The 20,587-nt window shown below is 67.0% G+C and carries 19 protein-coding genes; 13 read left to right on the top strand and 6 right to left on the bottom strand.

Annotated features, from left to right (window positions below):
* The first annotated feature begins 179 nt into the window (after positions 1–179).
* The gene (locus tag ACOHX0_RS16145) at positions 180–842 is read left to right on the top strand and encodes a hypothetical protein (protein ID WP_420678143.1); all 663 of its coding nucleotides are present in this window, start codon (positions 180–182) and stop codon (positions 840–842) included.
* Between the two features lie 25 nt (positions 843–867).
* Complete coding sequence (locus ACOHX0_RS16140; RefSeq protein WP_420678141.1) at positions 868–1,359, top strand: HugZ family pyridoxamine 5'-phosphate oxidase; 492 nt, start codon at positions 868–870, stop codon at positions 1,357–1,359.
* Between the two features lie 13 nt (positions 1,360–1,372).
* Here ACOHX0_RS16140 and ACOHX0_RS16135 read toward each other — a convergent pair whose 3' ends face one another.
* A complete protein-coding gene (locus tag ACOHX0_RS16135; RefSeq protein ID WP_420678139.1) occupies positions 1,373–3,658 on the bottom strand; it encodes a glycosyl hydrolase family 28-related protein in 2,286 nt (761 codons plus the stop codon).
* Between the two features lie 589 nt (positions 3,659–4,247).
* Positions 4,248–5,897, bottom strand: a complete 1,650-nt coding sequence (locus tag ACOHX0_RS16130) for a lysine--tRNA ligase (protein WP_420678137.1) — start codon at positions 5,895–5,897, stop codon at positions 4,248–4,250.
* Positions 5,898–6,145: 248 nt separating this feature from the next.
* Between ACOHX0_RS16130 and ACOHX0_RS16125 the strand changes: the two genes are divergently transcribed.
* A complete protein-coding gene (locus ACOHX0_RS16125) occupies positions 6,146–6,568 on the top strand; it encodes a tellurite resistance TerB family protein (RefSeq protein WP_420678136.1) in 423 nt (140 codons plus the stop codon).
* 45 nt (positions 6,569–6,613) lie between these two features.
* Here ACOHX0_RS16125 and dacB read toward each other — a convergent pair whose 3' ends face one another.
* On the bottom strand, positions 6,614–8,098 hold the full coding sequence (gene dacB, locus ACOHX0_RS16120) for a D-alanyl-D-alanine carboxypeptidase/D-alanyl-D-alanine endopeptidase (protein WP_420678134.1): 1,485 nt from the start codon (positions 8,096–8,098) through the stop codon (positions 6,614–6,616).
* Between the two features lie 109 nt (positions 8,099–8,207).
* Between dacB and ACOHX0_RS16115 the strand changes: the two genes are divergently transcribed.
* Positions 8,208–9,035 (top strand): DMT family transporter, encoded by an 828-nt coding sequence (locus ACOHX0_RS16115; protein ID WP_420678133.1) that lies wholly within the window; start codon positions 8,208–8,210, stop codon positions 9,033–9,035.
* On the opposite strand, the gene ACOHX0_RS16110 is transcribed toward ACOHX0_RS16115, so the two are convergent.
* On the bottom strand, positions 9,015–9,629 hold the full coding sequence (locus ACOHX0_RS16110; protein WP_420678132.1) for a nicotinate-nucleotide adenylyltransferase: 615 nt from the start codon (positions 9,627–9,629) through the stop codon (positions 9,015–9,017). The two genes, ACOHX0_RS16115 and ACOHX0_RS16110, sit on opposite strands and share 21 nt — an antisense overlap.
* 244 nt (positions 9,630–9,873) lie before the next feature.
* Between ACOHX0_RS16110 and ettA the strand changes: the two genes are divergently transcribed.
* The 5 genes from ettA to ACOHX0_RS16085 all read left to right on the top strand — a co-directional run bounded on the left by ettA (position 9,874) and on the right by ACOHX0_RS16085 (position 13,859).
* Entirely contained in the window at positions 9,874–11,529 is a 1,656-nt protein-coding gene (ettA, locus tag ACOHX0_RS16105) for an energy-dependent translational throttle protein EttA (RefSeq protein WP_420678131.1), read from the top strand.
* A 529-nt stretch (positions 11,530–12,058) separates the two neighbouring features.
* Positions 12,059–12,286, top strand: coding sequence for a hypothetical protein (locus ACOHX0_RS16100; protein ID WP_420678130.1), 228 nt, complete (start codon positions 12,059–12,061; stop codon positions 12,284–12,286).
* Positions 12,287–12,426: 140 nt separating this feature from the next.
* Positions 12,427–12,672: a hypothetical protein gene (locus tag ACOHX0_RS16095; protein ID WP_420678129.1), complete on the top strand. Its 246-nt coding sequence runs from the start codon at positions 12,427–12,429 to the stop codon at positions 12,670–12,672.
* 531 nt (positions 12,673–13,203) lie between these two features.
* Positions 13,204–13,539, top strand: a complete 336-nt coding sequence (locus ACOHX0_RS16090) for a L,D-transpeptidase (protein WP_420678128.1) — start codon at positions 13,204–13,206, stop codon at positions 13,537–13,539.
* A 110-nt stretch (positions 13,540–13,649) separates the two neighbouring features.
* Positions 13,650–13,859 carry a cold-shock protein gene (locus tag ACOHX0_RS16085; protein ID WP_420665859.1) on the top strand — a complete coding sequence of 70 codons (210 nt, stop codon included), beginning with the start codon at positions 13,650–13,652 and terminating at the stop codon, positions 13,857–13,859.
* 108 nt (positions 13,860–13,967) lie between these two features.
* Here the strand turns inward: ACOHX0_RS16085 and ACOHX0_RS16080 are convergent, their stop codons facing one another.
* A complete protein-coding gene (locus ACOHX0_RS16080; RefSeq protein ID WP_420678127.1) occupies positions 13,968–14,645 on the bottom strand; it encodes an arylesterase in 678 nt (225 codons plus the stop codon).
* A 48-nt stretch (positions 14,646–14,693) separates the two neighbouring features.
* On the opposite strand from ACOHX0_RS16080, the gene ACOHX0_RS16075 reads away from it, so the two are divergent.
* Together ACOHX0_RS16075 and ACOHX0_RS16070 are read left to right on the top strand one after the other, a co-directional pair.
* Entirely contained in the window at positions 14,694–15,401 is a 708-nt protein-coding gene (locus ACOHX0_RS16075) for an ABC transporter ATP-binding protein (protein WP_420678126.1), read from the top strand.
* Positions 15,398–17,923 (top strand): ABC transporter permease, encoded by a 2,526-nt coding sequence (locus tag ACOHX0_RS16070; RefSeq protein WP_420678124.1) that lies wholly within the window; start codon positions 15,398–15,400, stop codon positions 17,921–17,923. The genes ACOHX0_RS16075 and ACOHX0_RS16070 overlap by 4 nt, the downstream gene beginning before the upstream one ends.
* Before the next feature lie 62 nt (positions 17,924–17,985).
* On the opposite strand, the gene ACOHX0_RS16065 is transcribed toward ACOHX0_RS16070, so the two are convergent.
* Positions 17,986–18,438, bottom strand: a complete 453-nt coding sequence (locus ACOHX0_RS16065; RefSeq protein WP_420678122.1) for an RrF2 family transcriptional regulator — start codon at positions 18,436–18,438, stop codon at positions 17,986–17,988.
* 94 nt (positions 18,439–18,532) lie between these two features.
* Here ACOHX0_RS16065 and ACOHX0_RS16060 point away from each other — a divergent pair, with 94 nt between their 5' ends.
* Both ACOHX0_RS16060 and ACOHX0_RS16055 read left to right on the top strand, forming a co-directional pair.
* Positions 18,533–19,105, top strand: coding sequence for a gamma-glutamylcyclotransferase family protein (locus ACOHX0_RS16060; RefSeq protein WP_420678120.1), 573 nt, complete (start codon positions 18,533–18,535; stop codon positions 19,103–19,105).
* A complete protein-coding gene (locus ACOHX0_RS16055) occupies positions 19,102–20,382 on the top strand; it encodes a DUF2254 domain-containing protein (protein WP_420678119.1) in 1,281 nt (426 codons plus the stop codon). Before ACOHX0_RS16060 ends, ACOHX0_RS16055 begins: the two co-directional genes overlap by 4 nt.
* Positions 20,383–20,587 lie beyond the last annotated feature (205 nt).

Below are 20,587 nucleotides of genomic sequence, written 5' to 3'. Positions count from 1 at the left end.
TCCGTTGACTGCCTCCAGCCTACGCCCGTTCCGGCCGCAAGCGCACTCCTTTTTTGCGTCCTCGGGTTCCAGATGGTATGCAGGGGGTGAAAAACAACCCCAGGTGGAGAGCGCTTCTGAAAAGGCCCCCCCGCACCCCGCGCTGGCTGCCGCCTGCCTCTGCGCTTCTGGCGGCCTTTTTGTCCGGGGCGGAGGCCGGGGCCGGCGCCTGGCTGGAAGGTGCGGGCAAGGGGTTTGCCGCTGCCAGTGCCACCTGGCGGCCGGACAGTGCAGATGGGAACGGCAGCGGCGGATACGAGCTGAGCTACTACGCCGCCTACGGGCTCCGCCCGCGGCTGACGCTGGGGCTCGACCTGAACCAGAGCGGCCGCCTGTCGGGCCACGCTCTGCTGTTTGCCCGTCTGCCCCTGCGCGGTCAAGGCCGCCACCGGATCGCGCTTGAAGCCGCCTTGGGCGGCAGCCACCAGACCGGGGACTGGCAGCCGATGCAGAGGCTCACGCTCTCCTACGGGCATGGGTTTTCCACCGCGCGGCGCTCCGGCTGGCTGGCGCTCGATGCAGCCTTTGAGCTGCGCCAGGGCGGTATGCAAGAGATCTGGAAGCTGGACGGCACGCTCGGCTTCAACCGCCCTGGCGCTGCGGCGCCCATGCTCCAGCTGGAGGCCTCCAAGCCCGAAGGCCAGCGGATGAGCGCCGCCCTCACCCCGGTGCTGCGGCTGCCGCTGCCGCAGCAGCGTGAGCTGATCCTGGGGCTGGAGTACCGCCTGCGCGCTGACCGTGCCCCGGCCTCCGGTGCGCGTCACAGCCTTGGCCTGGAGCTGGGCGTGTGGCAGAAATTCTGAAGCCCCCACTGGCCGGAGAAGACCCATGCCCAGCCCGATCCGCCCCACCGGTGACGAGGCCCGCCGCCTGGCGCGCGCCCTGATGGAGGGCGCGCGGTTCGCAGCGCTCGGAGTGCTGGATGCAGACGGCCACCCGCTTGTCACGCGGGTGGCCTTTGCGCGCGATGCAGAAGGCGCGCCGCTGAGCCTGGTCTCGGACCTGGCCGCGCATACGGCGGCCCTGCGCCGCACCCCGGCCTGCTCCCTGCTGGTGGGGGAACCGGGGACCAAGGGCGACCCGCTCACCCACCCGCGGCTGAGCTTGATGTGCGACGCCGCCTTCACCCCGCGGGGCAGCGCCGCGCATGAGACGCTGGCAGCCCAGTACCTCGAAAGGCACCCCGCTGCGAAACTGTACCTGCAGTTCACCGACTTCGCCTTTGCGCGGTTTCACGTGAAATCAGCCCTTCTGAACGGCGGCTTCGGCAAGGCCTTCCGCCTCACCGCAACCGATCTGGGCCTGGCGCCGAAAGATTGACCGCACAACGCGATCAGGCGTCCATGCGCATCACCACCTGCACCTCGCCCTTCAGCGCCTCCGGCCAGCGCAGCTCCACCTGGTCCCGGTCCGGGCCCCGCTGCACCTCGGCATAGGGCATCGCATAGCGGTTGTCGTTGCCGCCCGTGCGCACCGGCCCCAGCGCCACCACGCTGTCGACAAAGCGCGCCTCGCCGCCGAAGGGCAGCAGACCTTCCGAATCCACCGTCCATGCGGTGGCCGGGCTCGCCTGATCGTGCCGCACCCGCAACGGGTTGGCCACCTGCTCGTTGATGCTGTGGAAGGTATTTCCCTGAAACAGCACATGCTTGCTGCGCGACAGGTCGAGGTCCGAGAAGCTGGTATCGACCCTCTCCACCCGGTCGATGCTGCCGTTGAGGGAGCGGAACTTGTTGCCGGTGACCGCGATGCCGTTGAGGAAATGCCCGGTGCCATAGGGCTTTACCACGATGTAGCTGAACCAGGGCGCCACATCGCCCGACAGGAAGACGTTCGAGGTGACCGACAGACCGGCAAAGGAAAATCCGGTGGTGAAGTCCGGCGTCGGGTCGCGCTCGTTGGTCCATTCGATGAAGCAATTGTCGATGTAGTTGTTCGCGACCGTCGTGGTGCAGGCGTTGTAGGACAGCACCAGCCCGGCGGTGCGCACCCCGTTGGGGATTCCGTCACCCTGAAAGAAGTGATTACCCATCACCGTGTTGAAGGATCCCGCCAGCACCGCAAAATGGCGGAAGCGCGTGGCGCGGTTGCCGCGCAGCTTGGCGTCATTGGCATTGACGTTCAGTGCGATGCTGTTGCGCTCCGGCACATCCAGCGGATCCTCCGCCGACAGGAACTGGCAATTGTCCACCAGCAGCCCCTGGCAGCCGAGGTCAATCGAGGTGATGCCGCGGTCCTTGGGGCGCGAGAAGAAGCAGCTGTCGATCGCCATCACCGCGCCCGAGGGCGCCAGCCGCAGCGCGCTGCAATAGTTGTTGCACTGGAACTCGATGCCATGCAGCCCGAATTTGCTGAGCGCGCTGAAGCCCGAGAAATCCACCAGATACTTGAAGTCCTTGAAGGTGAACTGCTGGGTTCCAGCGGCATCAAAAAGCGGCGCGTTCAGCGTCAGCGTGCCCGCGCCCTGGTTCTTGCCCACCACGTAGATCTCGCGCCCGACCCCGCTGCCTTCGACCAGCGCACCCACCGGGATGGTGGAGATGCTGGCCACGTTGGTCAGCTTTTTGGGGTCCGAAGGGTCATAGGTCGCCTGCGCGGTCACCACCTCGGTATCCCAGGCAGGGCTTTCCTCGGCCTCCAGCTGGCCGTTCCGGATCAGACGCCGACTCGCATAGGAGGTCCGGTTCGGCACCGCCGCCTGCATGTCGATCGGCGCGGTCACGGTGATCTTGCGCCCGTTCAGGTCCAGCGATTCATGGTCGGAATTGTTCAGCAGCGCCTGGAACGCCTTTCGGAAGGCCAGCTGCTCGTCGCCGAAAGCCGCCGCATAAGAGGCGAAGTCGAAGTTCCGTGTGAGCAGCAGCATCTGGTCGTCCGGCATGGTGACGGTGCCCTCGAACACCGCCTCATGGGTCAGCGATACGGTGCCGGCAAGGTGAAACTCCCCGGCCGGCACGAGGATGCGCCGCCCCGCGGCGGCGGCATCAGCGGCCTCGAAGGCGGCGGTATTGTCGGTGCTGCCATCCCCCACCGCGCCATAGTCGGTGACATCCACCAGGTTCAGCATGTCGCGCAGGAAGACGCCGGTGACATCAGTGATCTCAAGATCGTCGATCCGCACCACGCCGCCGTTTGGCCCCAGGAGGTCGAGCCCGAAATGCCCGTAGACCGCGCTGCGTCCCCAGGGCATGTCGACGCCGCCCCGGCTGCCGCTGCCCACGATGGCGCGGATCTCCGCCACATCGCCATAGCTGGTGAGCGTGACCTGCGGGCCGGTCTCGTCCACGCCGCTTACATGGCTGCCGCCCGCCGCCGCGGCCCAGCCCGCGATGCGCACCGTGGGCAGCGCGCCGCTCATCGCCTTCATGCGCGCCTTGATCTGCAGATAGCAGCCCGCGGGCAGCGGTGTCTGTCCCATGAAGCGCAGCTTCTGGGTGGCTTCGGTCTTCTGCAGCTCCAGACAGCCTGAGAAATCCGCATCCCCCGCCACCAAGAGCGCATTGGCCGCGCCGTCATAGGTATCGGACCCGGGCGTGCCATCGCCGCTGGACCAGACGTCCAGCCCGTCCGCAAAGGCGGGCGGCATCAGAGCCAGCCCTTCGGTGATCGCCTTGTTCATGGGAAACCCTTTCCTGCTGCAAGACCTGCATTCCGGACAAAGGGTGTAAGCGGGCCGCGTGAAGATCCGCCAAGGCCAGCGCGCGCCGGGATCGCACCGCCCGGAACCATCCGGAAGGCTTTGCTTCGGAGCCGCCCATTGCCTGCCCCCGCAATGGCGGGGACGGGCAGTCCGCTCCGGCGGAATTGCGGAGGCTCCGCGCCGCAGGCGTGGAAACCGCCATTCTGCTGGAGCGGGCTGTCCGGCCTTGCCAGACCGGGCGCGGGCGATGGAAGGGGCCGAAGCTTTGCTTTGGTGAGCCTTGCAGCCTTCTTTGGATGACCCGCGCATTGCCGGCGCGCGCGGTGGCGATCCCAAGGGGACTAGCTGGCAGTTTATGTCCGCCAAGTCCGTACGCCTTCTCCAGGAACCGCCCAGCCTCAGCCAAATCGCCGCCGCGTGGGGGGGGGGGCGCCGGCAATGCGCGGCGGCCTTCGGCCTTGTCCCGCGCTGGGAAAGTTCACGGCCGTGCCCTTAAACCGGCACAGCTTTCTCGAACGAAAAAGGGCGCCTGAACGGCGCCCTCCCTCTAATTTGTTCAGCTGAGCGCTCAGGCCCCGGCAAATTCTCCGGCAAGTGCATTTTCGATCAGCGCGATGGTTTCCTCGACGCCATACAGCGCGATGAAGCCGCCAAAGCGCGGGCCCTGACTGGCACCAAGCAGCACCTCGTAGATAGCCGAGAACCACGCCCTGAGCGGCTCGAAGCCGTGGATCTTGCCGATCGCAAAGACCACCGACTGCAGGAACTCCTCATCCGCGAAATCGGCCTCCGGCAGAGGCTCGTCCTTGCCCGCCAGTTCGTTCTTCTTCGCAATCGCCGCCAGCGCCGCCCCGGGCGATTTCAGCGCATCCGCCAGATCCTTCAGCGCCGCGCGCTCCTGGTCGTCGGGCAGGCGGTAGGTCTTGGCCGGTTTCACGAAATCATTAAAATAGGCCACCGCAAAGCCCGCGGCCTGATCCATGCCGGGGTGCGTCCCGGGCGTGGCGTCCGGGGCATATTTGTTGATGAAGCCCCACATGGTGGCCTTGTCCTCGGCGCTCGACGCGCTGGCGAGGTTCAACAGCATCGAGAAGGACACCACCATGTCCGACTGCGGCACGTCACCGCCGTGAATATGCCAGACCGGGTTGTTCAGCTGCGCCTTCAGGTCCTGCCCGTGATAGGCCCGCAGCTGCTGGTGGTATTCGTCCACCGCCTTGGGGATCACGTCGAAATGCATCCGCTTGGCGGTCTTCGGCTTCTGGTACATGAAATAGGCCAGCGACTCGGTCGAGGCATAGGTCAGCCATTCGTCGATCGACACGCCGTTGCCGGAGGTCTTGGAGATCTTCTGGCCGTTCTCGTCCAGGAACAGCTCATAGGTGAAATGCTCCGGCGCGCGCTGGCCCAGCACCCGGCAGATGCCGTCATAGATCGGCGTGTTGGTGGAGTGGTCCTTGCCGTACATCTCGAAATCGACTTCCAGCGCCGCCCAGCGCGCGCCGAAGTCCGGCTTCCACTGCAGCTTCACGTTGCCGCCGGTCACCGGCAGCGTCCATTCCTTGCCGTCCTCGTCATCGAAGGTGAGGGTATAGGTCTCCGCACAAACCTTCTTCATCGGCACATACAGCACCCGGCCGGTTTCCGGGTGGATCGGCAGGAAGATCGAATAGGTCTGGCGCCGTTCTTCGCGCAAGCTTTTCAGCATGATTTCCATGATGTCATCATACTTGTCGACGGCGCGCTTCAGCACCTCGTCGAACTGGCCGGAGCCGTAGAATTCTGTTGCCGAATAGAACTCGTACTCGAACCCGAAGGTGTCGAGGAAGCGGCGCAGCATGGCGTTGTTGTGATGGCCGAAGCTCTCATGGGTGCCGAACGGATCCGGCACCGAGGTGAGCGGCTTTTGCAGATGGTCCTGCAGGCTCTCGGCATTGGGCACGTTGCCGGGAATCTTGCGCATCCCGTCCAGATCGTCCGAAAAACAGATGAGCTTGGTGGGGATGTCCGAGATCACTTCGAACGCGGTCTTGATCATGGTTGTGCGGGCCACCTCGCCAAAGGTGCCGATATGCGGCAGACCCGACGGGCCATAGCCGGTCTCGAACAGCACGAAGCCCTTCTCCGGCGCGCCCTTGGCATAACGTTTGAGGATGCGGCGGGCTTCTTCAAACGGCCAGGCTTTGCTCTTAAGAGCTTCTTCGCGCAGTTCAGACATCTGGTTCTCCATCGGCGGCGGGGGTCGCAGGTTCGGTGCCGCATGATCAGTCCGGGCGCCCCATGCACCCGGCCATCTCCTCTATTGTGCCTGTGCAGCATGAGTCAACATGGGCGGGGCTGCGGCGCCCCGGCCGTCCCGCGCGGCAAGTTGCCGGGCCGGGACGGGTCCGCGCAGGCAGCGGTTGAACCCGCTGCGCCGCACACCTATCGTGGCCGGGCAAAGGACAGCATGAAAAGGATGTCTCAATGAGCGCGCAATCTTCGCATTCGATGACCCCGCAGGACTGCCTGGTGGCGGTGATGGTGGCGGTCTCGGCCTCGGACGAGAACATCCGCACCTCCGAACTGGTGGCGATCCAGTCGGCGGTGAACATGCTGCCGGTGTTTGCCGATTACGACATGGACCGGGTCAGCCGGGTGTCGCGCACGGTGTTCGACCTGTTCGAGCAGGAGGACGGGCTGGAGGCGCTGTTTGGCCTGATCCGCGAAGACCTGCCGGAACGGCTGTACGAGACCGCTTATGCGCTCGCCTGCGATGTCGCCGCCTCGGACGGCAAGCTGGCCGAGACCGAGTTGGAATTCCTGGCCGAAGTCCGCTACGAGCTGAACATCGACCGCCTGCACGCCGCCGCGATCGAGCGCGGCGCCCGCGCCCGCCACATGGTCTGACCCCGCCGGGGCGGGACAGCCCCTGCGCAGGCGGCGCGGTCCGGCTCAACTGCCGTAGACCGCGCCCCAGCGTTCGATCAGCTCCTGCTGCAGATTGCGCGCGCGTCGGCTCCAGCTGCGCCCGCCCCTGGGGCGTTCGCGGTCGGCGCGTTTGATCTTTGCCCGCGCGGCGGCATCGGCCGAGAAAATCGCAAAGGCCAGTACCCGGCCGTCCGGCGCGGTGATATAGCCGCCAAGGCCCGAGACGAAATTGAGCGTGCCGGTCTTCGCCGCTACCTTGATCGGATGCGATTTCACCGGCCGGCCCTTGCTGTCGCGCAGCCGGTAGGGCTTCAACAGCGGCAGGAGCTGCCCCTCCCGGTAGGCCGCCGCCAGCGCCCCGGTCAGATCCTGCGGCGTCATCCGCGACTGCCCGCCCAGCCCCGAGTGATCCACCATCACGGTGTTTGCCATGCCATAACGGGCCGCGGCCCAGCGGTTCATCTCCGCCGCCGAGGCCGCCAGCGAGGCAGGCCGCCCGGCGCGCGCAGCACTGGCCGACATGCCGATCATCTCGGCAATCAGGTTGTTGGAATATTTCAGCATCGCCTTCAGCATCGCCTCCAGCGGCGGGCTCAGGCGGCTGGCCAGAACCTCGCCCTGAGGCAGCGAAGCGGCGGCCTCTGCCGGCGGGAGCCTGATGCCCTCGGCCTGCACCAATGTACGGAAGACATCGCCCGCATAGGCGCCCGGGTTGCGCACCGGCAGCCAGCGCGAGCCGTCCCGGCCCAGCGCGCTGTCCGCCACCGTCCAGTGATCGAGACCATTTGCCTGCTTGTAGGTGTAGACCGGGCCGGCCCGGTCCGCGACCTGCATCCGTGCGGCGGTGACGCCCGGGCGGTAGCGCGCGGTGCGCGCATCCATCGTGATGTCCCAGCCGCTGCCCGCGCGGCGCCATTCGAAATGCACCCGGTTGAAGTTCAGCGCAATGCCCGAAACCGCGGGCGAGTAACCCAGGTGGTCGGGCTGGCCCGGATCGATCGAAGCCACATGCGGCAGGGCGCCGTCCCAGACCAGGAAGCGGCCGCGCAGTTCGCGCAGGCCCGCCGCCTTCAGCCCTGCGGCCAGCTCCGCCAGGCCATCGGTGTCGAGCATCGGATCGCCCCCGCCCGCCAGCACCAGGTCTCCGTCCAGCACCCCGCCCGAAAGCGGCGCCGTGGCCAGCACCCGGGTCTCGAACCGGTGCTGCCCGCCCAGCACGTCCAGCGCATATAGCGCGGTCAGCGCCTTGGCGACACTCGCAGGCGGCAGCCCCGTCTGGCCGCCCTCGGCCTCCAGCACGGCGCCGCTTTCCACGTCCGCCACCGCACAGGCCGCCTGCCCCGGCAGGTTCGCCTGGCGCAGCACCGCCTCCAGCCCGCCTTCCGAGGCCGGCGCCAGTGCTCCATGGCGCGCCATGGGTCTGAGCGAGACCGCAGGCGCATTGCCCCAGGCCGCCGTGCCCGCCAGCGCCGCGAGGCCGGTTGAAAGAAAAGACCGCCGTGAAATCATTGCTTTGCCGCTTTCCATTGTTCGTCCAGGCAACACCTTCACACAAAACGCAAACCCGGCGCCGCTGCAAGCTTTTGCAGGGCGGGGCCCGCTGCTACCGGTTGCAGCCATGTTTCAGGCAGTCATTCTCATGTTCCTCGCCATGTCAATGATCCCGGCCGGGGATCTCTGCGGGAAATTGCTGACCGGCAGCGGGCTGGCGACGCCCGCCTTTGTCGCTTGGTCGCGGTTCTCGCTGGGCGCGGTGCTGATCCTCCCGTTCGTGCCGCGCCGCGCATTTCTTCTAATGCGCGACTGGCGGCTTTGGTTCCGGGCGCTGTTGCTGGCCGGGGGCATCTTCTCGATCCAGACCGCGCTTGAGACCGAGCCGCTGGCCAATGTCTTTGCCGCCTTCTTCATCGGTCCGGTGGTGAGCTATGTTTTGTCGGTGCTGCTGTTGAAGGAACAGGCCACCTGGGCGCGCAGCTTCTTGATGGCGCTGGGGTTCCTCGGCGTGCTGATGGTGGTGCGGCCGGGGTTTGGCGGCTCCGCCAACTTGCTCTGGGCGGTGCTGGCGGGCTGTTTCTACGGCGGCTTCCTGACCAGTTCGCGCTGGCTTGCGGGGCTGGGCACGCCGCTGGAGCTGAGCCTCACCCAGCTGGTGCTGAGCGCGGTGATGATGCTGCCGCTGGGGCTGGCAGCGCTGCCCGCATTCACCCCCTCCACCGCCGCGCTGACGCTGGGGAGTGCGGCCTTCTCGATGCTGGGCAACCTGCTGCTGCTGAGCGCCTACGGGCGGGTGCAGGCTGTGAAACTGGCGCCGATGGTCTATTTCCAGCTGATCGCCGCGGTGGGGCTGGGCTGGGTGGTGTTCAACCAGCTGCCCGGCGCCTGGACCTGGGCGGGCCTTGCGCTGCTGACGGGGGCCGGACTTGCCTCAGCCGCCCTGCGCCGCTGACCATTCGCCGCGGGCGCGGATCCCGGTGGAGCTTTCCTCCACCATCGGCACGTTGACGAAACACCAGGCCGGCGCTTCGGCATGGGCCAGCAGGTGGCTTTCGCTGCCCTTCAGCATGGCATGGCGCCAGATCCGCGCCGCCGGTGAAAACCGTGCCGAGATCCGGTCCCCCGGCCGCGCCAGCACCCCGACGGGCACCGTCGCCAGGATCTGCTGCCAGTCCTTCCAGCGGTGAAAATGAGTGAGGTTGTCGGCCCCCATCAGCCAGACGAAACGCACGCCGGGATGGCGGCGGCGCAGATGGCGCAGGGTCTGGGCGGTGTAGCGCGTGCCGAGATCCGCCTCGATGCCGCTCACATGGATGCGCGGATGCTGTATTAGCGCTTCGCTGGCAGCAATCCGCCGCTGCAACGCAGCCGGCTGGCGCGCCTTCAGCGGGTTGCCGGGAGAAACCAGCCAGAACAGGTGATCCAGCCCGAACCGCTTGAGTGCCGCCAGGCTGATCGCGGCATGGCCCCGGTGCGGCGGGTCGAACGACCCTCCCAACAACCCCACGGTAAGACCCGGACGAATATGCGGCAAACGGTTCATCATGCCCGCCTTGATGCGCATAATTTCGCGGGGACATCAATTGGCGGCGGGAACAAGAAAGCGCTGGCCGCGCCCGCACTCCGCCCCGTGCTTTGGACGGGCCGGGTGTGAATCCGGGCCACAGGACTCCCGGACGCAGGCATGCTCCATGCGGCCGGTACGAATGCCAGGGCAACCCCGATTGCCCCGCCCCCGTCCATCGGCTATCACTCCCGCCAGCGAATTCCCCCCATCACGGAGCGACACAATGGCTTCCTACCAGTACGTCTACCACATGCAGGGTGTCTCCAAGACCTACCCCGGTGGCAAGAAATGCTTTGAAAACATCCACCTCTCCTTCCTGCCCGGCGTGAAGATCGGTGTGGTCGGCGTCAACGGCGCCGGTAAGTCCACCCTGATGAAAATCATGGCGGGCCTCGACAAGGACTACACCGGCGAGGCCTGGGCCGCCGAAGGCGCCAAGGTCGGCTACCTGCCGCAGGAGCCGAAGCTGGACGAGACCCTCACCGTACGTGAAAACGTCATGCTCGGCGTCAAGGAAAAGCAAGCGATCCTCGACCGTTACAACGAGCTGGCGATGAACTACTCGGACGAGACCGCCGAGGAGATGGCCAAGCTGCAGGACGAGATCGACGCCCAGAACTTGTGGGATCTCGACAGCCAGGTCGATGTCTCGATGGAGGCGCTGCGCTGCCCGCCGGACGATGCGATGCCCGCCAACCTGTCGGGCGGTGAGCGCCGCCGCGTCGCGCTGTGCAAGCTGCTGCTCGAAGCCCCCGACATGCTGCTCCTCGACGAACCGACCAACCACCTGGACGCCGAGACCATCGCCTGGCTGCAGCAGCACCTGATCGACTACAAGGGCACTATCCTCTGCGTCACCCACGACCGTTACTTCCTGGATGACATCACCGGCTGGATCCTGGAGCTCGACCGCGGCCGCGGCATTCCTTACGAGGGCAACTACTCGGCCTGGCTGGAGCAGAAGGCAAAGCGTCTGAGCCAGGAAGCCCGCGAGGACAAGGCCAAGCAGAAGACGCTGGAGCGCGAGCTGGAGTGGATGCGGCAGGGCCAGAAAGCCCGCCAGGCAAAATCCAAGGCCCGTATTCAGGCCTATAACGAGATGGCCGGCCAGTCCGAGCGCGAGAAAGTCGGCCGCGCCCAGATCGTAATCCCGAACGGCCCGCGCCTCGGATCCAAGGTGATTGAGGTGGAAAACCTGTCGAAACACTACGGCGACAAGCAGCTGATCGAGGGCCTCGACTTCTCGCTGCCGCCCGGCGGCATCGTCGGCGTGATCGGCCCCAACGGCGCCGGTAAATCGACCCTGTTCAAGATGCTGACCGGCCAGGAACAGCCCGACGAGGGATCTGTCGAATACGGCGACACGGTGAAGCTGTCTTACGTTGACCAGTCTCGCGACGACCTGAAAGACAATGAAACCGTCTGGGAAGCGATTTCCGGCGGCGCCGAGATCATCGAGCTGGGCGACGCGCAGGTGAACTCCCGCGCGTATTGCTCCTCGTTCAACTTCAAGGGCGGCGACCAGCAGAAACCGCTGAACCTGCTGTCCGGCGGCGAGCGCAACCGCGTCCACATGGCGCGGCTGCTGAAGGAAGGCGGCAACGTGCTGCTGCTTGACGAACCGACCAACGACCTGGACGTCGAAACCCTCCGCGCGCTGGAAGACGCGCTGGTGGATTTCGCCGGCTGCGCCGTGGTGATCTCGCACGACCGTTTCTTCCTCGACCGGATCTGCACCCACATTCTGGCCTTCGAGGGCGACGCCCATGTGGAGTGGTTCGAGGGCAACTTCGAGGACTACGAGGAGGACAAGAAGCGCCGCCTCGGCCCCGACGCGCTGGAGCCCAAGCGGCTGAAGCACAAGAAGTTTGTGCGGTAGGGAAATACAGCAAAGGGGCGGATGGTTTTCCGCCCCTTATTATTTGCGCATGTTTCGGGGCCTTGAAAGGATGAGTTCTCGCGCTCTCAGAAATTGGCTTGAACATGCGCTGTGGTTTTTACCGTGCGCATACATTCCAAACTTCATCCATACGGTTCAATCAGACCAAACCGGCGGGACGTTCGGTGGCACGTTTGGCGCAGCCAATGCACTCTTTTCTGGCACTGCATTGTTGATGCTGGTGGCGGCCGCAACTTTACAGAGAGAAGAGTTAGAGCAAGTAAAAGAGGAGAGGAACGGCACAAGAAAGCTACGTGAGGGCCAAGAGACGCTAAGGTCACGCCCCAAGGCACCGGTGCCAGCCCTGCGGTAGACTGCACCTCCATCAGCCCGGCGGCCAACCTCCCCTCCTTAAGCCCACCCTGCGTTAACCGGATCTGAACAAAATCCGCTGCAGTATATCCTTGAGATATTCCGCAGCGGCAGGTCTCCTTCGGCCTGCCAGCGAGGCAGCGGGCGAGGAGGCGTCATGGCTTGGGTTGGAGTTTTCACCGGTATGCTCACGGGGCTTTTGGCCGCGGGGATTGCCCATGCGGGTCTGGGCTGGCCGCTTTGGGCCAGCGCGCTGCTCTACTCGGCGGCAGGCACGTCCACGGCGGTGCTGATGATTCTTCTGCTGGCGCTGCGCGGCGCCGGCGCCGACGGCGGCCCAGGCGGTCTTGCGCCCGGCAGGCGCGCGGCACCGGCGGCGGCCTGATATCGGGCCGGAGTCTGCTTCCAAAGGCATCGCGCTGGGTCATTTCGCGCCTTTTTCAGCGCCGGCTCGCCTTTCGCGTGATTGCTTCACGCGGCTGTGCCAGTCTAATGAGTTGCAGGACCTGCGGGAGGGGCAAGAATATGGCGTGGTTCAGTGTATTTGCAGGCGCCTGCAGCGGCCTGGTGCTCGCAGCACTTGCCTATGCTGCGGGCTGGCCTCTGTGGCTGGTGCTGCTGCTTTACCCCGCTGCCGGCGCAACGCTTTCCGGACTGGTGCTGCTGGTGCTCTGGGCCGTAAGTGAAAGGCTGCACAACGCTAAATCCGGCACCGGCGCGGACAGCAACGGCCCCGCAGACAGCAAACTGGCCGGCTCCGGCTTGCGGTGACCCCGCGATGCGGCGACCAGCGCATCGCGCACTTGCCAAGACGACGGCACTCCTAGCACCGTCCGCTCGGGACCTGACGCTTGCGCCAGTGCAACCACACGGCGCGCCTTCGCCAAACGCCCCTCCCGCCGCCGCTGCCGTCACGGAGAGCCCGCCTCCTTGCGGCACCAGCACCCGCCGCTGCTGCGAAGGCGCCGGTGCACACGCCGACGGTATTTACTCCGCGCTGCAACCGGGTTTCCTTGCACCGTCCTCAGGCCCGCGCTGCGCCGCCCCTGACCGGCGGCGGGAAGCGGCCGCAGGAAGTCCGAAACAAGAAAGGCATCCTGCCCGGCCAGATCCCGGTGCTGCCGCGCTCCTGCTGCCTCTGCTGCGCGACAAACTGGCGCCGCGCCATCTGCTGAAGCGCGGGTGTCGGCAAGGCCGGGCTGGAACCTACCGGCCAGGCGGTGACCGAGCGCAAGCGGGAATGGCCCTCCTGGCGCCACGCACCCGCGATGAACGAGCGCGATCCGCGAATCTATGCGGAATTTGCGGACAACGACCCGAATCCAGCCCGGCGGGCCGGTCAATCCGCTGGGCGCGCGGGCGCTCTACCTCTGCCAGAACGGCGCCGGCACCGGTTTCCGCATCATCGGTACCAACCAGCCGCGAACCATCGGCCCTTCGGTTTCCAACGGCTGCAACCGGATACTGAGGGAGCATGTCGCCGGTCTCTGCCAGCGCGTGCCGCTCGGCACGGTTGCAACGGTGCTCCGAGCGCCCGGCCGCCGTGCCGCGCGAAAATCTGCCGGCTGCCCCGGGGAATTTTTGCTATTTTCCCTTGCCACACCGGCAATCATGACCAAATGTGTCATCGCGACGTGACGCAACGGCCATTACTGCACCTTTACCGGACGGTTATGCCGCTCTGCAGAACAGAGCCACTCTGCCGCATGCGCGGGCAGTCACGATGACAAGATTTAGGAGTACAGACGATGGCCACCGGCACCGTCAAATGGTTCAACACCACCAAAGGCTACGGCTTTATCGCCCCTGACGAAGGCGGCAAGGATGTGTTCGTGCACATTTCCGCTGTCGAACGGTCGGGGCTGACCGGGCTTGCCGACAACCAGAAGGTGACTTACGAACTGCGTTCCGGCCGTGACGGCCGTGAGTCCGCGGTCGATATTGCCCTGGCATCCTGAGAGGCCGGCCTGAGAGGGTCCGAGTCTCCCATTTGACAATTTGCTGACGGCCCCGCCTGTTCCGGGGCCGTTTTCGAGTCCGGGGGCCGCCTTCCGCGCACTCCCGGTTCAGTTGCCGGCCTCAGGCGCCGCTGCGTTTGCCTCCGCCGTTTCGATCCGCGCCACCAACTCCAGCACTGCGGGCCCCATGGCTGCCACGTTCAGCGCCACGCCTTTGGCGTTGGGGTGAATGCCGTCTTCCTGCATGAAGACACGGGCGGCCGCCGGATCGCCCCCGGCCTGCGCTGCCATGCCGGCAAAGGCGTCGGGGTGCAGCAACGCGCCATGCGTCTCCGCCAGCTCCGGGTAGAGCGCATCAAAGGCCGCCTGGTACTCCGGCCCATAATTCCCCGGCGCCTTCATGCCCACCAGCAGCACTTCGCTGTCCGCACCCTTGGCGGCCTCCAGAATGCGGCCGAGGTTGGCGCGCGCCTCCTGCGGCGGCAGCCCGCGCAAGAGATCATTGCCGCCCAGAAGCACGACCACCCCGTCGGGTTCGCTCGCCAGCGTCCAGGCGGCCCGCTCCGCCCCGCCCGCGGTGGTATCGCCCGAGACACCCGCGTTCTGCAGCACCACATCGGCCCCCTGCCCGCGCAGCCAGCGCTGCAGCTGCGGCACCAGCCCGTCTTCCTGCGGCAGCCCGTAACCCTGCACCAGGCTGTCCCCCAGCACGGTGATCCGCAGCGGCTCCGCCGCGGCAGCGCCGGCAAAAAGCATCAAACTCAACAGGGCCAATATCTTGCGCATCGCGGCAAACACTCCATATCCGATTGAGGTAACCAACAGGCAGGCCGGATGACAGTCAACAACAGCCCCGTTCTTCACCTCCAAGATGCGTCTTTGACCTTGAATAGCAATACCGGGCCGGTCGAGATCCTGCATGGTGTCTCGCTGGACGTGCGCCGGGGGGAAACGCTGGGGCTGGTGGGGCCTTCCGGCTCCGGCAAGTCGTCGCTCCTGATGCTGATGGGCGGGCTGGAGCAGGCCACCGGCGGCACGATCACGGCGCTGGGACAGGACCTGACTGCGTTGAACGAGGACGCGCTGGCCCGGTTCCGGCGCGACAACATGGGCGTGGTTTTCCAGAGCTTCCACCTGATCCCGACCATGACCGCGCTGGAAAATGTTGCCACACCGCTGGAGCTTGCCGGCGTCGCGGATGCCTTCGGCCGCGCCAGGGCCGAGCTGGAGGCGGTCGGCCTCGGCCACCGGGCCGGGCATTTTCCGGCGCAAATGTCAGGCGGTGAGCAACAGCGCGTGGCGCTTGCCCGCGCCCTGGCGCCGCGCCCGGCGCTTCTGCTGGCGGATGAGCCGACCGGCAACCTGGACGAAGCCAACGGAGCGGCGGTGATGGACCTGCTGTTCGGCCTGCGCGACCGCTACGGCGCGACGCTGGTGATGGTAACCCACGCGCCCGAGCTGGCCGCCCGCTGCGACCGGGTGGTGCGGCTGCGCGACGGCCGCATCGACGATACAGCCAGCGGCCGCGAGGCGGCGGAATGAGCGCTGGCAGCTTTGCGCTCGCTTGGCGCTTTGCCGCGCGTGAGCTGCGCGGCGGGCTCAAGGGTTTCCGCATCTTCCTCGCCTGCCTGGCGTTGGGGGTCGCGGTGATCGCCGCCATCGGCTCGATCCGCGCCTCCATTGAGACCGGCCTCACCCGCGAGGGCGCCGCAATCCTCGGCGGCGATGCCGAGATCAGCTACACCTACCGCTTTGCCGAAGAAGACGAACGCGCCTGGATGGAGCGCGCGGCGGCGCAGGTGTCCGAGGTGGCCGAATTCCGCTCCATGGCCACGGCGGGCGAAGAGCGCGCGCTGACGCAAGTGAAGGCGGTGGACGGCCTCTATCCGCTGAAAGGCACGGTGCGCTTGTCGCCCGAAATGCCGCTGGAGGCTGCGCTGGCGGGCAATGGGGACTTGCCCGGCGGGGTGATGGACAGGGTCCTGGCCGATCGCCTGGGCCTCACGCCCGGCAGCACCTTCCGACTGGGCACCCAGGATTTCCGGCTGATGGCGACAATGGCGCAGGAACCCGATGCGGCGGCCTCCGGCTTCCAGCTTGGGCCGCGCACGCTGGTGGCGAGGCAGGCGCTGGCGGACTCCGGCCTGCTAGCCCCCGGCACGCTGTTCACCGCGCGCTACCGCATGGCCCTGCCCGCGGGCACCGGACTGGACGCACTGCGCGCCGAGGCCGAAGCTGCACTCGCAGGCAGCGGCCTGCGCTGGCGCGATGCGCGCAACGGCGCGCCCGGGATCACCTCCTTTGTGGAGCGGCTCGGCTCCTTCCTGATCCTTGTCGGCCTCTCCGGCCTGGCGGTGGGCGGAGTTGGCGTTTCGGCGGCGGTGCGCGCCTATCTCGCCACCAAGACCGAGACCATCGCCACGCTGCGCACCCTCGGGGCGGAGCGGCAGACCATCTTCCTCACCTATTTCCTGCAGATCGGCGCGCTCACACTTCTGGGCGTGGTGCTGGGGCTGATCCTCGGCGGTCTGGTGCCGGTTCTGCTCGGGCCGCTGATCGCCGCCGCTCTGCCGTTCCCGGCGGTGTTCTCGCTCTACCCCGGCGCGCTGGCAGAGGCCGCGCTTTACGGGCTGCTTACGGCCTTTGTCTTTGCCCTCTGGCCACTCGCGCGGGCCGAGCGCATCCGCGCTGCATCGCTGTTCCGCGATGCCTTTTCCAGCCGCACCCGCCTGCCCGCGCCGCGCTACCTGCTGGCCACCGCCGCCGCGCTCTCCGCGCTGGTGGGGCTGGCGGCCTGGTTCAGCGGCTCTGCGCGGCTCACGCTCTGGACCGCGGGCGGGCTGATGGGGGCGCTCCTGGTGCTGCTGCTGGCGGCGCTGGCAATCGGCTTCCTCGCCCGCCGCGGCGCAGCGCGCGCCCGCGGCCTCCCGGCGCTCCGCTGGGCGCTGTCGGCCATCGGCAGTGCCCGCGATGGCGCCGTGCCCGCGGTGCTGGCACTTGGACTGGGCCTCACCGTTCTCGCCGCTATCGGCCAAATCGACGGAAACATGCGCCGCGCCATCGCGGGCAACCTGCCGGATGTGGCGCCGTCTTATTTCTTTGTCGACATCCAACGCAGCCAGATGCCCGCCTTCCTGGAGCGGGTCGAGGGCGACCCCGCCGTGAGCCAGGTCGAACACGCGCCTATGCTGCGCGGTATTGTCACCCATATCAACGGCACCCCGGCCGGTCAGGTCGCGCCCGACCACTGGGTGATTCGCGGCGACCGCGGCATCACCTATGCCGCCGCCCAGCCCGAGAGCACCACGGTCACCGCGGGCAAATGGTGGTCCGAGGATTACACTGGCGACCCGCAAATCAGCTTTGCCGCCGAGGAGGCCGAGGAGCTGGGGCTGAATCTCGGAGACACCATCACCCTCAACATCCTGGGCCGACCGATAACCGGCACCATCACCAGTTTCCGCGAGGTGGATTTCTCCACTGCCGGCATGGGCTTCGTGATCGTTCTCAACGAGGCCGCGCTGAAAGGCGCGCCGCACAGCTTCATCGCCACCGTCTATGCCGAGGACGCGGCCGAAGCGCAGATTCTGCGCGACCTGGCCCGCGCGATGCCCAACATCACCGCGATCCGGATGCGCGACGCCATCGACCGGGTGTCGGAAATCCTGAAGCAGCTCGCCGCCGCCACCGCCTATGGCGCGGGCGCCACGCTGCTTACCGGTTTCCTGGTGCTTCTCGGCACCGCTGCCGCAGGCGAGCCTGCCCGCCGCTACGAGGCTGCGCTCCTGAAGACGCTGGGCGCGCCGCGCCGCCAGATCCTGCTGAGCTTCGCCCTGCGCTCGGCGCTTCTGGGCGGGGCCGCCGGGCTGGTGGCGCTTGCCGCAGGCATCACTGGCGCCTGGGCCGTCAACGCCTATGTGTTCGAGACCGCTTATACGGTGATCTGGCCCAATGCGCTGGCGGTGGTGTCGGGCGGTGTGCTGATAACGCTCCTGGCGGGGCTCGCCTTTGCGCTGAAACCGCTTGCGGCCCGCCCGGCGCGCATCCTGCGGGCGCGGGAATAAACCTCATGCCGGCCGGCCCGAAGCGGCGTGCGGCGCCAGATGGCTTGACGGGTCAAGCCGCCTCAGGCCGCCGGGGAGCAGTTCACCGGCTGCAACAGCTGCATCAAGGCGTCGTTGCCGCAGATCAGCGCCGTCAGCGTGATATCGTCGAGCGAGGCATAAAACGCCTGCGCCGCATTGGCGAGCGCCTCCTTCAGGCGGCAGGCCTCGGTCAGCGGGCAGGTGTTGTCGGCATCGGCAAAGCACTCGACCATCGGCAGCCCGCCCTCCACGTCGCGGAACACGTCGCCGATCCGGATCTCCGCCGCCGCACGCCCCAGGCACATGCCGCCATTGCGGCCGCGCTGCGTCGTCAGGTAGCCGAGCTGGCTGAGCTGGTTGATCACCTGCGCCAGATGGTTTTCCGAGATGTTGCAACAGTCGGCGATTTCGGATTTGGTCACCAGGCGGTCACCGTTCGCGGCACAGTACATCAGCACCCGCACAGCGATATTGGTCCTTTTGGTAATGCGCATGGGCATGGCTCCCGCAGCTTCCTTGCCCGGCATATTGCACGATGGGAGAAAGAGCGGATTGACATACATCAATAGCAGGACAGGAGCCCCCGCCATGACAGCACCCTATTTCTTCGGCTACGGCAGCCTGGTCAACACCGCCACCCACACCTATGGCGATGCCCGCCCCGCGCGGCTGAGCGGCTGGCGCCGGGCCTGGGCGCACACAGACCTGCGCGACGTCGCCTTCCTCACAGCTGTGCCATGCGCGGACAGCGCCATCGACGGGCTGATCGCCGCGGTGCCGGGGGCCGACTGGGCGGCGCTGGACGAACGCGAATTCGCCTATGACCGCCTGCCCGCCAGCGATGCCGTGAGCCACAGCCTGGAGGGCACGCCCGAGATCTCGGTCTACGCGGTGCCGCAGGCGGCGCAGCGCCAGGGCTCGCAGCACCATCCGATCCTGCTCAGCTACCTGGACGTGGTGCTGCAGGGTTATTTGCAGGTCTTCGGCGAGCAGGGCGTGCAGAATTTCCTTGCCACCACCAGCGGCTGGGAGGCCCCGATCCTCGACGACCGCGCCGCGCCGCGCTACCCGCGCCACCAGCGGCTCGGCAACGAAGAACGCGCCTATTTCGACGACCTGATCGCCGCCACCGGCGCACCGCGCCTGGCTGCGGAGGAATGATCTCCCGCCCGCTCCTGATACTGCGGCGGATCACCCGCCAGCTGTGGTTCCGGGTGGTGCTGATCTCGCTGTTCTCGCTGGTCGCGCTGGCACTGGCGCCGCTTTTGGCGCCAGTGAGCCCCGGCGGCTTGGCCGAGCGCATCGGCCGCGACGCCGTGCTCCCGGTGCTGACCATTCTCGCCTCCAGCATGCTGGCCGTCACCACGTTTTCGCTCAACGTCATGGTCAGCGCCTACCGCACCGCCTCCTCGATGGCGACGCCGCGGGTCTACCGGCTGCTGCTCGAAGACACGGTGACGCACAGCGTGCTGGCAACGTTCACCGGCGGCTTCGTCTATGCGCTCAGCGCCATCATCCTGTTCCGCGCAGGCGTCTACACGCCTGAGGCCACCATCGTTGTCTTCGGCATTACCGTATTAGTGGTGGTGCTGATTGTCGCCGCAATTCTGCGCTGGATCGACCACCTCTCGAGCCTCGGCAGCATGGACCACACCCTGCGCCTGATCGAGGAACGCACCCGCGCCGCCCTCAGCGAGCGCGCCCGCAAGCCGTGCCTCGGCGGCCGCCGCGCCGAGGGCGGCCACCCCTCCGGTGCCCGCCCCATTCTTGCCCGCCAGAGCGGCTTTGTGCGCTTTGCCGATGTGGCCGCGCTGAATGAACTGGCCCGCGAGGCGGGCGCCGAGGTGGTGCTGCACCGCGGCGCAGGCGAATACGTGCTGCGCAACCGCGCCGTGGCTTGGGCCGCGGGCGGCGGCGAAGATTTCTGCACTGCAGCCTCCAAGCTGATCGACATCGGCGATGTGCGCAGCTTCGACCAGGACCCTTCCTTCGGGCTCACGCTCCTGTCCGAAACCGCGCTCAAGGCGCTGTCGCCCGGCATCAACGATCCCGGCACCGCAATCGAGGTGATGGGCCGCATCGAGCGGCTTCTGTGGGAGAACTTCCCCGATGACGGCGCCGGAGAGGACGAGGCGGACGGCACAGAGCCGGCCGCTGCGGCCACGCAATCCGGCACCGGGGGCGAAACACAGCGTCAGGCCGGGCAGGACCGGGACGGAGGTGGCGGCCCCGAGTTTCCAAGGATCCACGTGCCGCCGGTCACCGCTGCGCGGCTTCTCGACAGCGCCTTCCCGCCAATTGCCCGCTGCGGCGCGGAGGATCCCGAGGTCATGGCCTGGATGGACAAGGCCCTGCGCGCACTGGAAAGCCATCCCAACAGCCGCATGGCCGCCGCCGCGGGCAAGATGCGCCGCCGCCTGACCGCTCCGAAAAACTAGCCCCATGCGCCTGCGCCGCGCCCCGCGCGGCGCCCGGCCCAACGGGCGCGGGGGCATCTGCGATGCCTTCTCAACAGGCGGGAGCCGCCCGGCCCGAAGGGGTTGCGCCGCCAGCCTGTCCTGCGGCATGAAAGGACGGCGCTGGGGGCACCGCCTTTTTCAGTTCGTTGTGCAACTGGCTGGCAGAGTTTCATGGACTTGCGGC

This window comes from Cribrihabitans pelagius (genome assembly GCF_048820915.1).
GTDB classification, from domain to species: domain Bacteria; phylum Pseudomonadota; class Alphaproteobacteria; order Rhodobacterales; family Rhodobacteraceae; genus Cribrihabitans_A; species Cribrihabitans_A pelagius.
This window is presented reverse-complemented; position numbering and strand designations above follow the sequence as displayed.

Coding starts and splice junctions, on each gene's coding strand:
- ACOHX0_RS16140 (WP_420678141.1), top strand. CDS start 868: ATGCCCAGCCCGATCCGCCCCACCGGTGACGAGGCCCGCCGCCTGGCG.
- ACOHX0_RS16135 (WP_420678139.1), bottom strand. CDS start 3,658: ATGAACAAGGCGATCACCGAAGGGCTGGCTCTGATGCCGCCCGCCTTT.
- ACOHX0_RS16130 (WP_420678137.1), bottom strand. CDS start 5,897: ATGTCTGAACTGCGCGAAGAAGCTCTTAAGAGCAAAGCCTGGCCGTTT.
- ACOHX0_RS16125 (WP_420678136.1), top strand. CDS start 6,146: ATGAGCGCGCAATCTTCGCATTCGATGACCCCGCAGGACTGCCTGGTG.
- dacB (WP_420678134.1), bottom strand. CDS start 8,098: ATGATTTCACGGCGGTCTTTTCTTTCAACCGGCCTCGCGGCGCTGGCG.
- ACOHX0_RS16115 (WP_420678133.1), top strand. CDS start 8,208: ATGTTTCAGGCAGTCATTCTCATGTTCCTCGCCATGTCAATGATCCCG.
- ACOHX0_RS16110 (WP_420678132.1), bottom strand. CDS start 9,629: ATGATGAACCGTTTGCCGCATATTCGTCCGGGTCTTACCGTGGGGTTG.
- ettA (WP_420678131.1), top strand. CDS start 9,874: ATGGCTTCCTACCAGTACGTCTACCACATGCAGGGTGTCTCCAAGACC.
- ACOHX0_RS16100 (WP_420678130.1), top strand. CDS start 12,059: ATGGCTTGGGTTGGAGTTTTCACCGGTATGCTCACGGGGCTTTTGGCC.
- ACOHX0_RS16095 (WP_420678129.1), top strand. CDS start 12,427: ATGGCGTGGTTCAGTGTATTTGCAGGCGCCTGCAGCGGCCTGGTGCTC.
- ACOHX0_RS16085 (WP_420665859.1), top strand. CDS start 13,650: ATGGCCACCGGCACCGTCAAATGGTTCAACACCACCAAAGGCTACGGC.
- ACOHX0_RS16080 (WP_420678127.1), bottom strand. CDS start 14,645: ATGCGCAAGATATTGGCCCTGTTGAGTTTGATGCTTTTTGCCGGCGCT.
- ACOHX0_RS16075 (WP_420678126.1), top strand. CDS start 14,694: ATGACAGTCAACAACAGCCCCGTTCTTCACCTCCAAGATGCGTCTTTG.
- ACOHX0_RS16070 (WP_420678124.1), top strand. CDS start 15,398: ATGAGCGCTGGCAGCTTTGCGCTCGCTTGGCGCTTTGCCGCGCGTGAG.
- ACOHX0_RS16065 (WP_420678122.1), bottom strand. CDS start 18,438: ATGCGCATTACCAAAAGGACCAATATCGCTGTGCGGGTGCTGATGTAC.
- ACOHX0_RS16060 (WP_420678120.1), top strand. CDS start 18,533: ATGACAGCACCCTATTTCTTCGGCTACGGCAGCCTGGTCAACACCGCC.
- ACOHX0_RS16055 (WP_420678119.1), top strand. CDS start 19,102: ATGATCTCCCGCCCGCTCCTGATACTGCGGCGGATCACCCGCCAGCTG.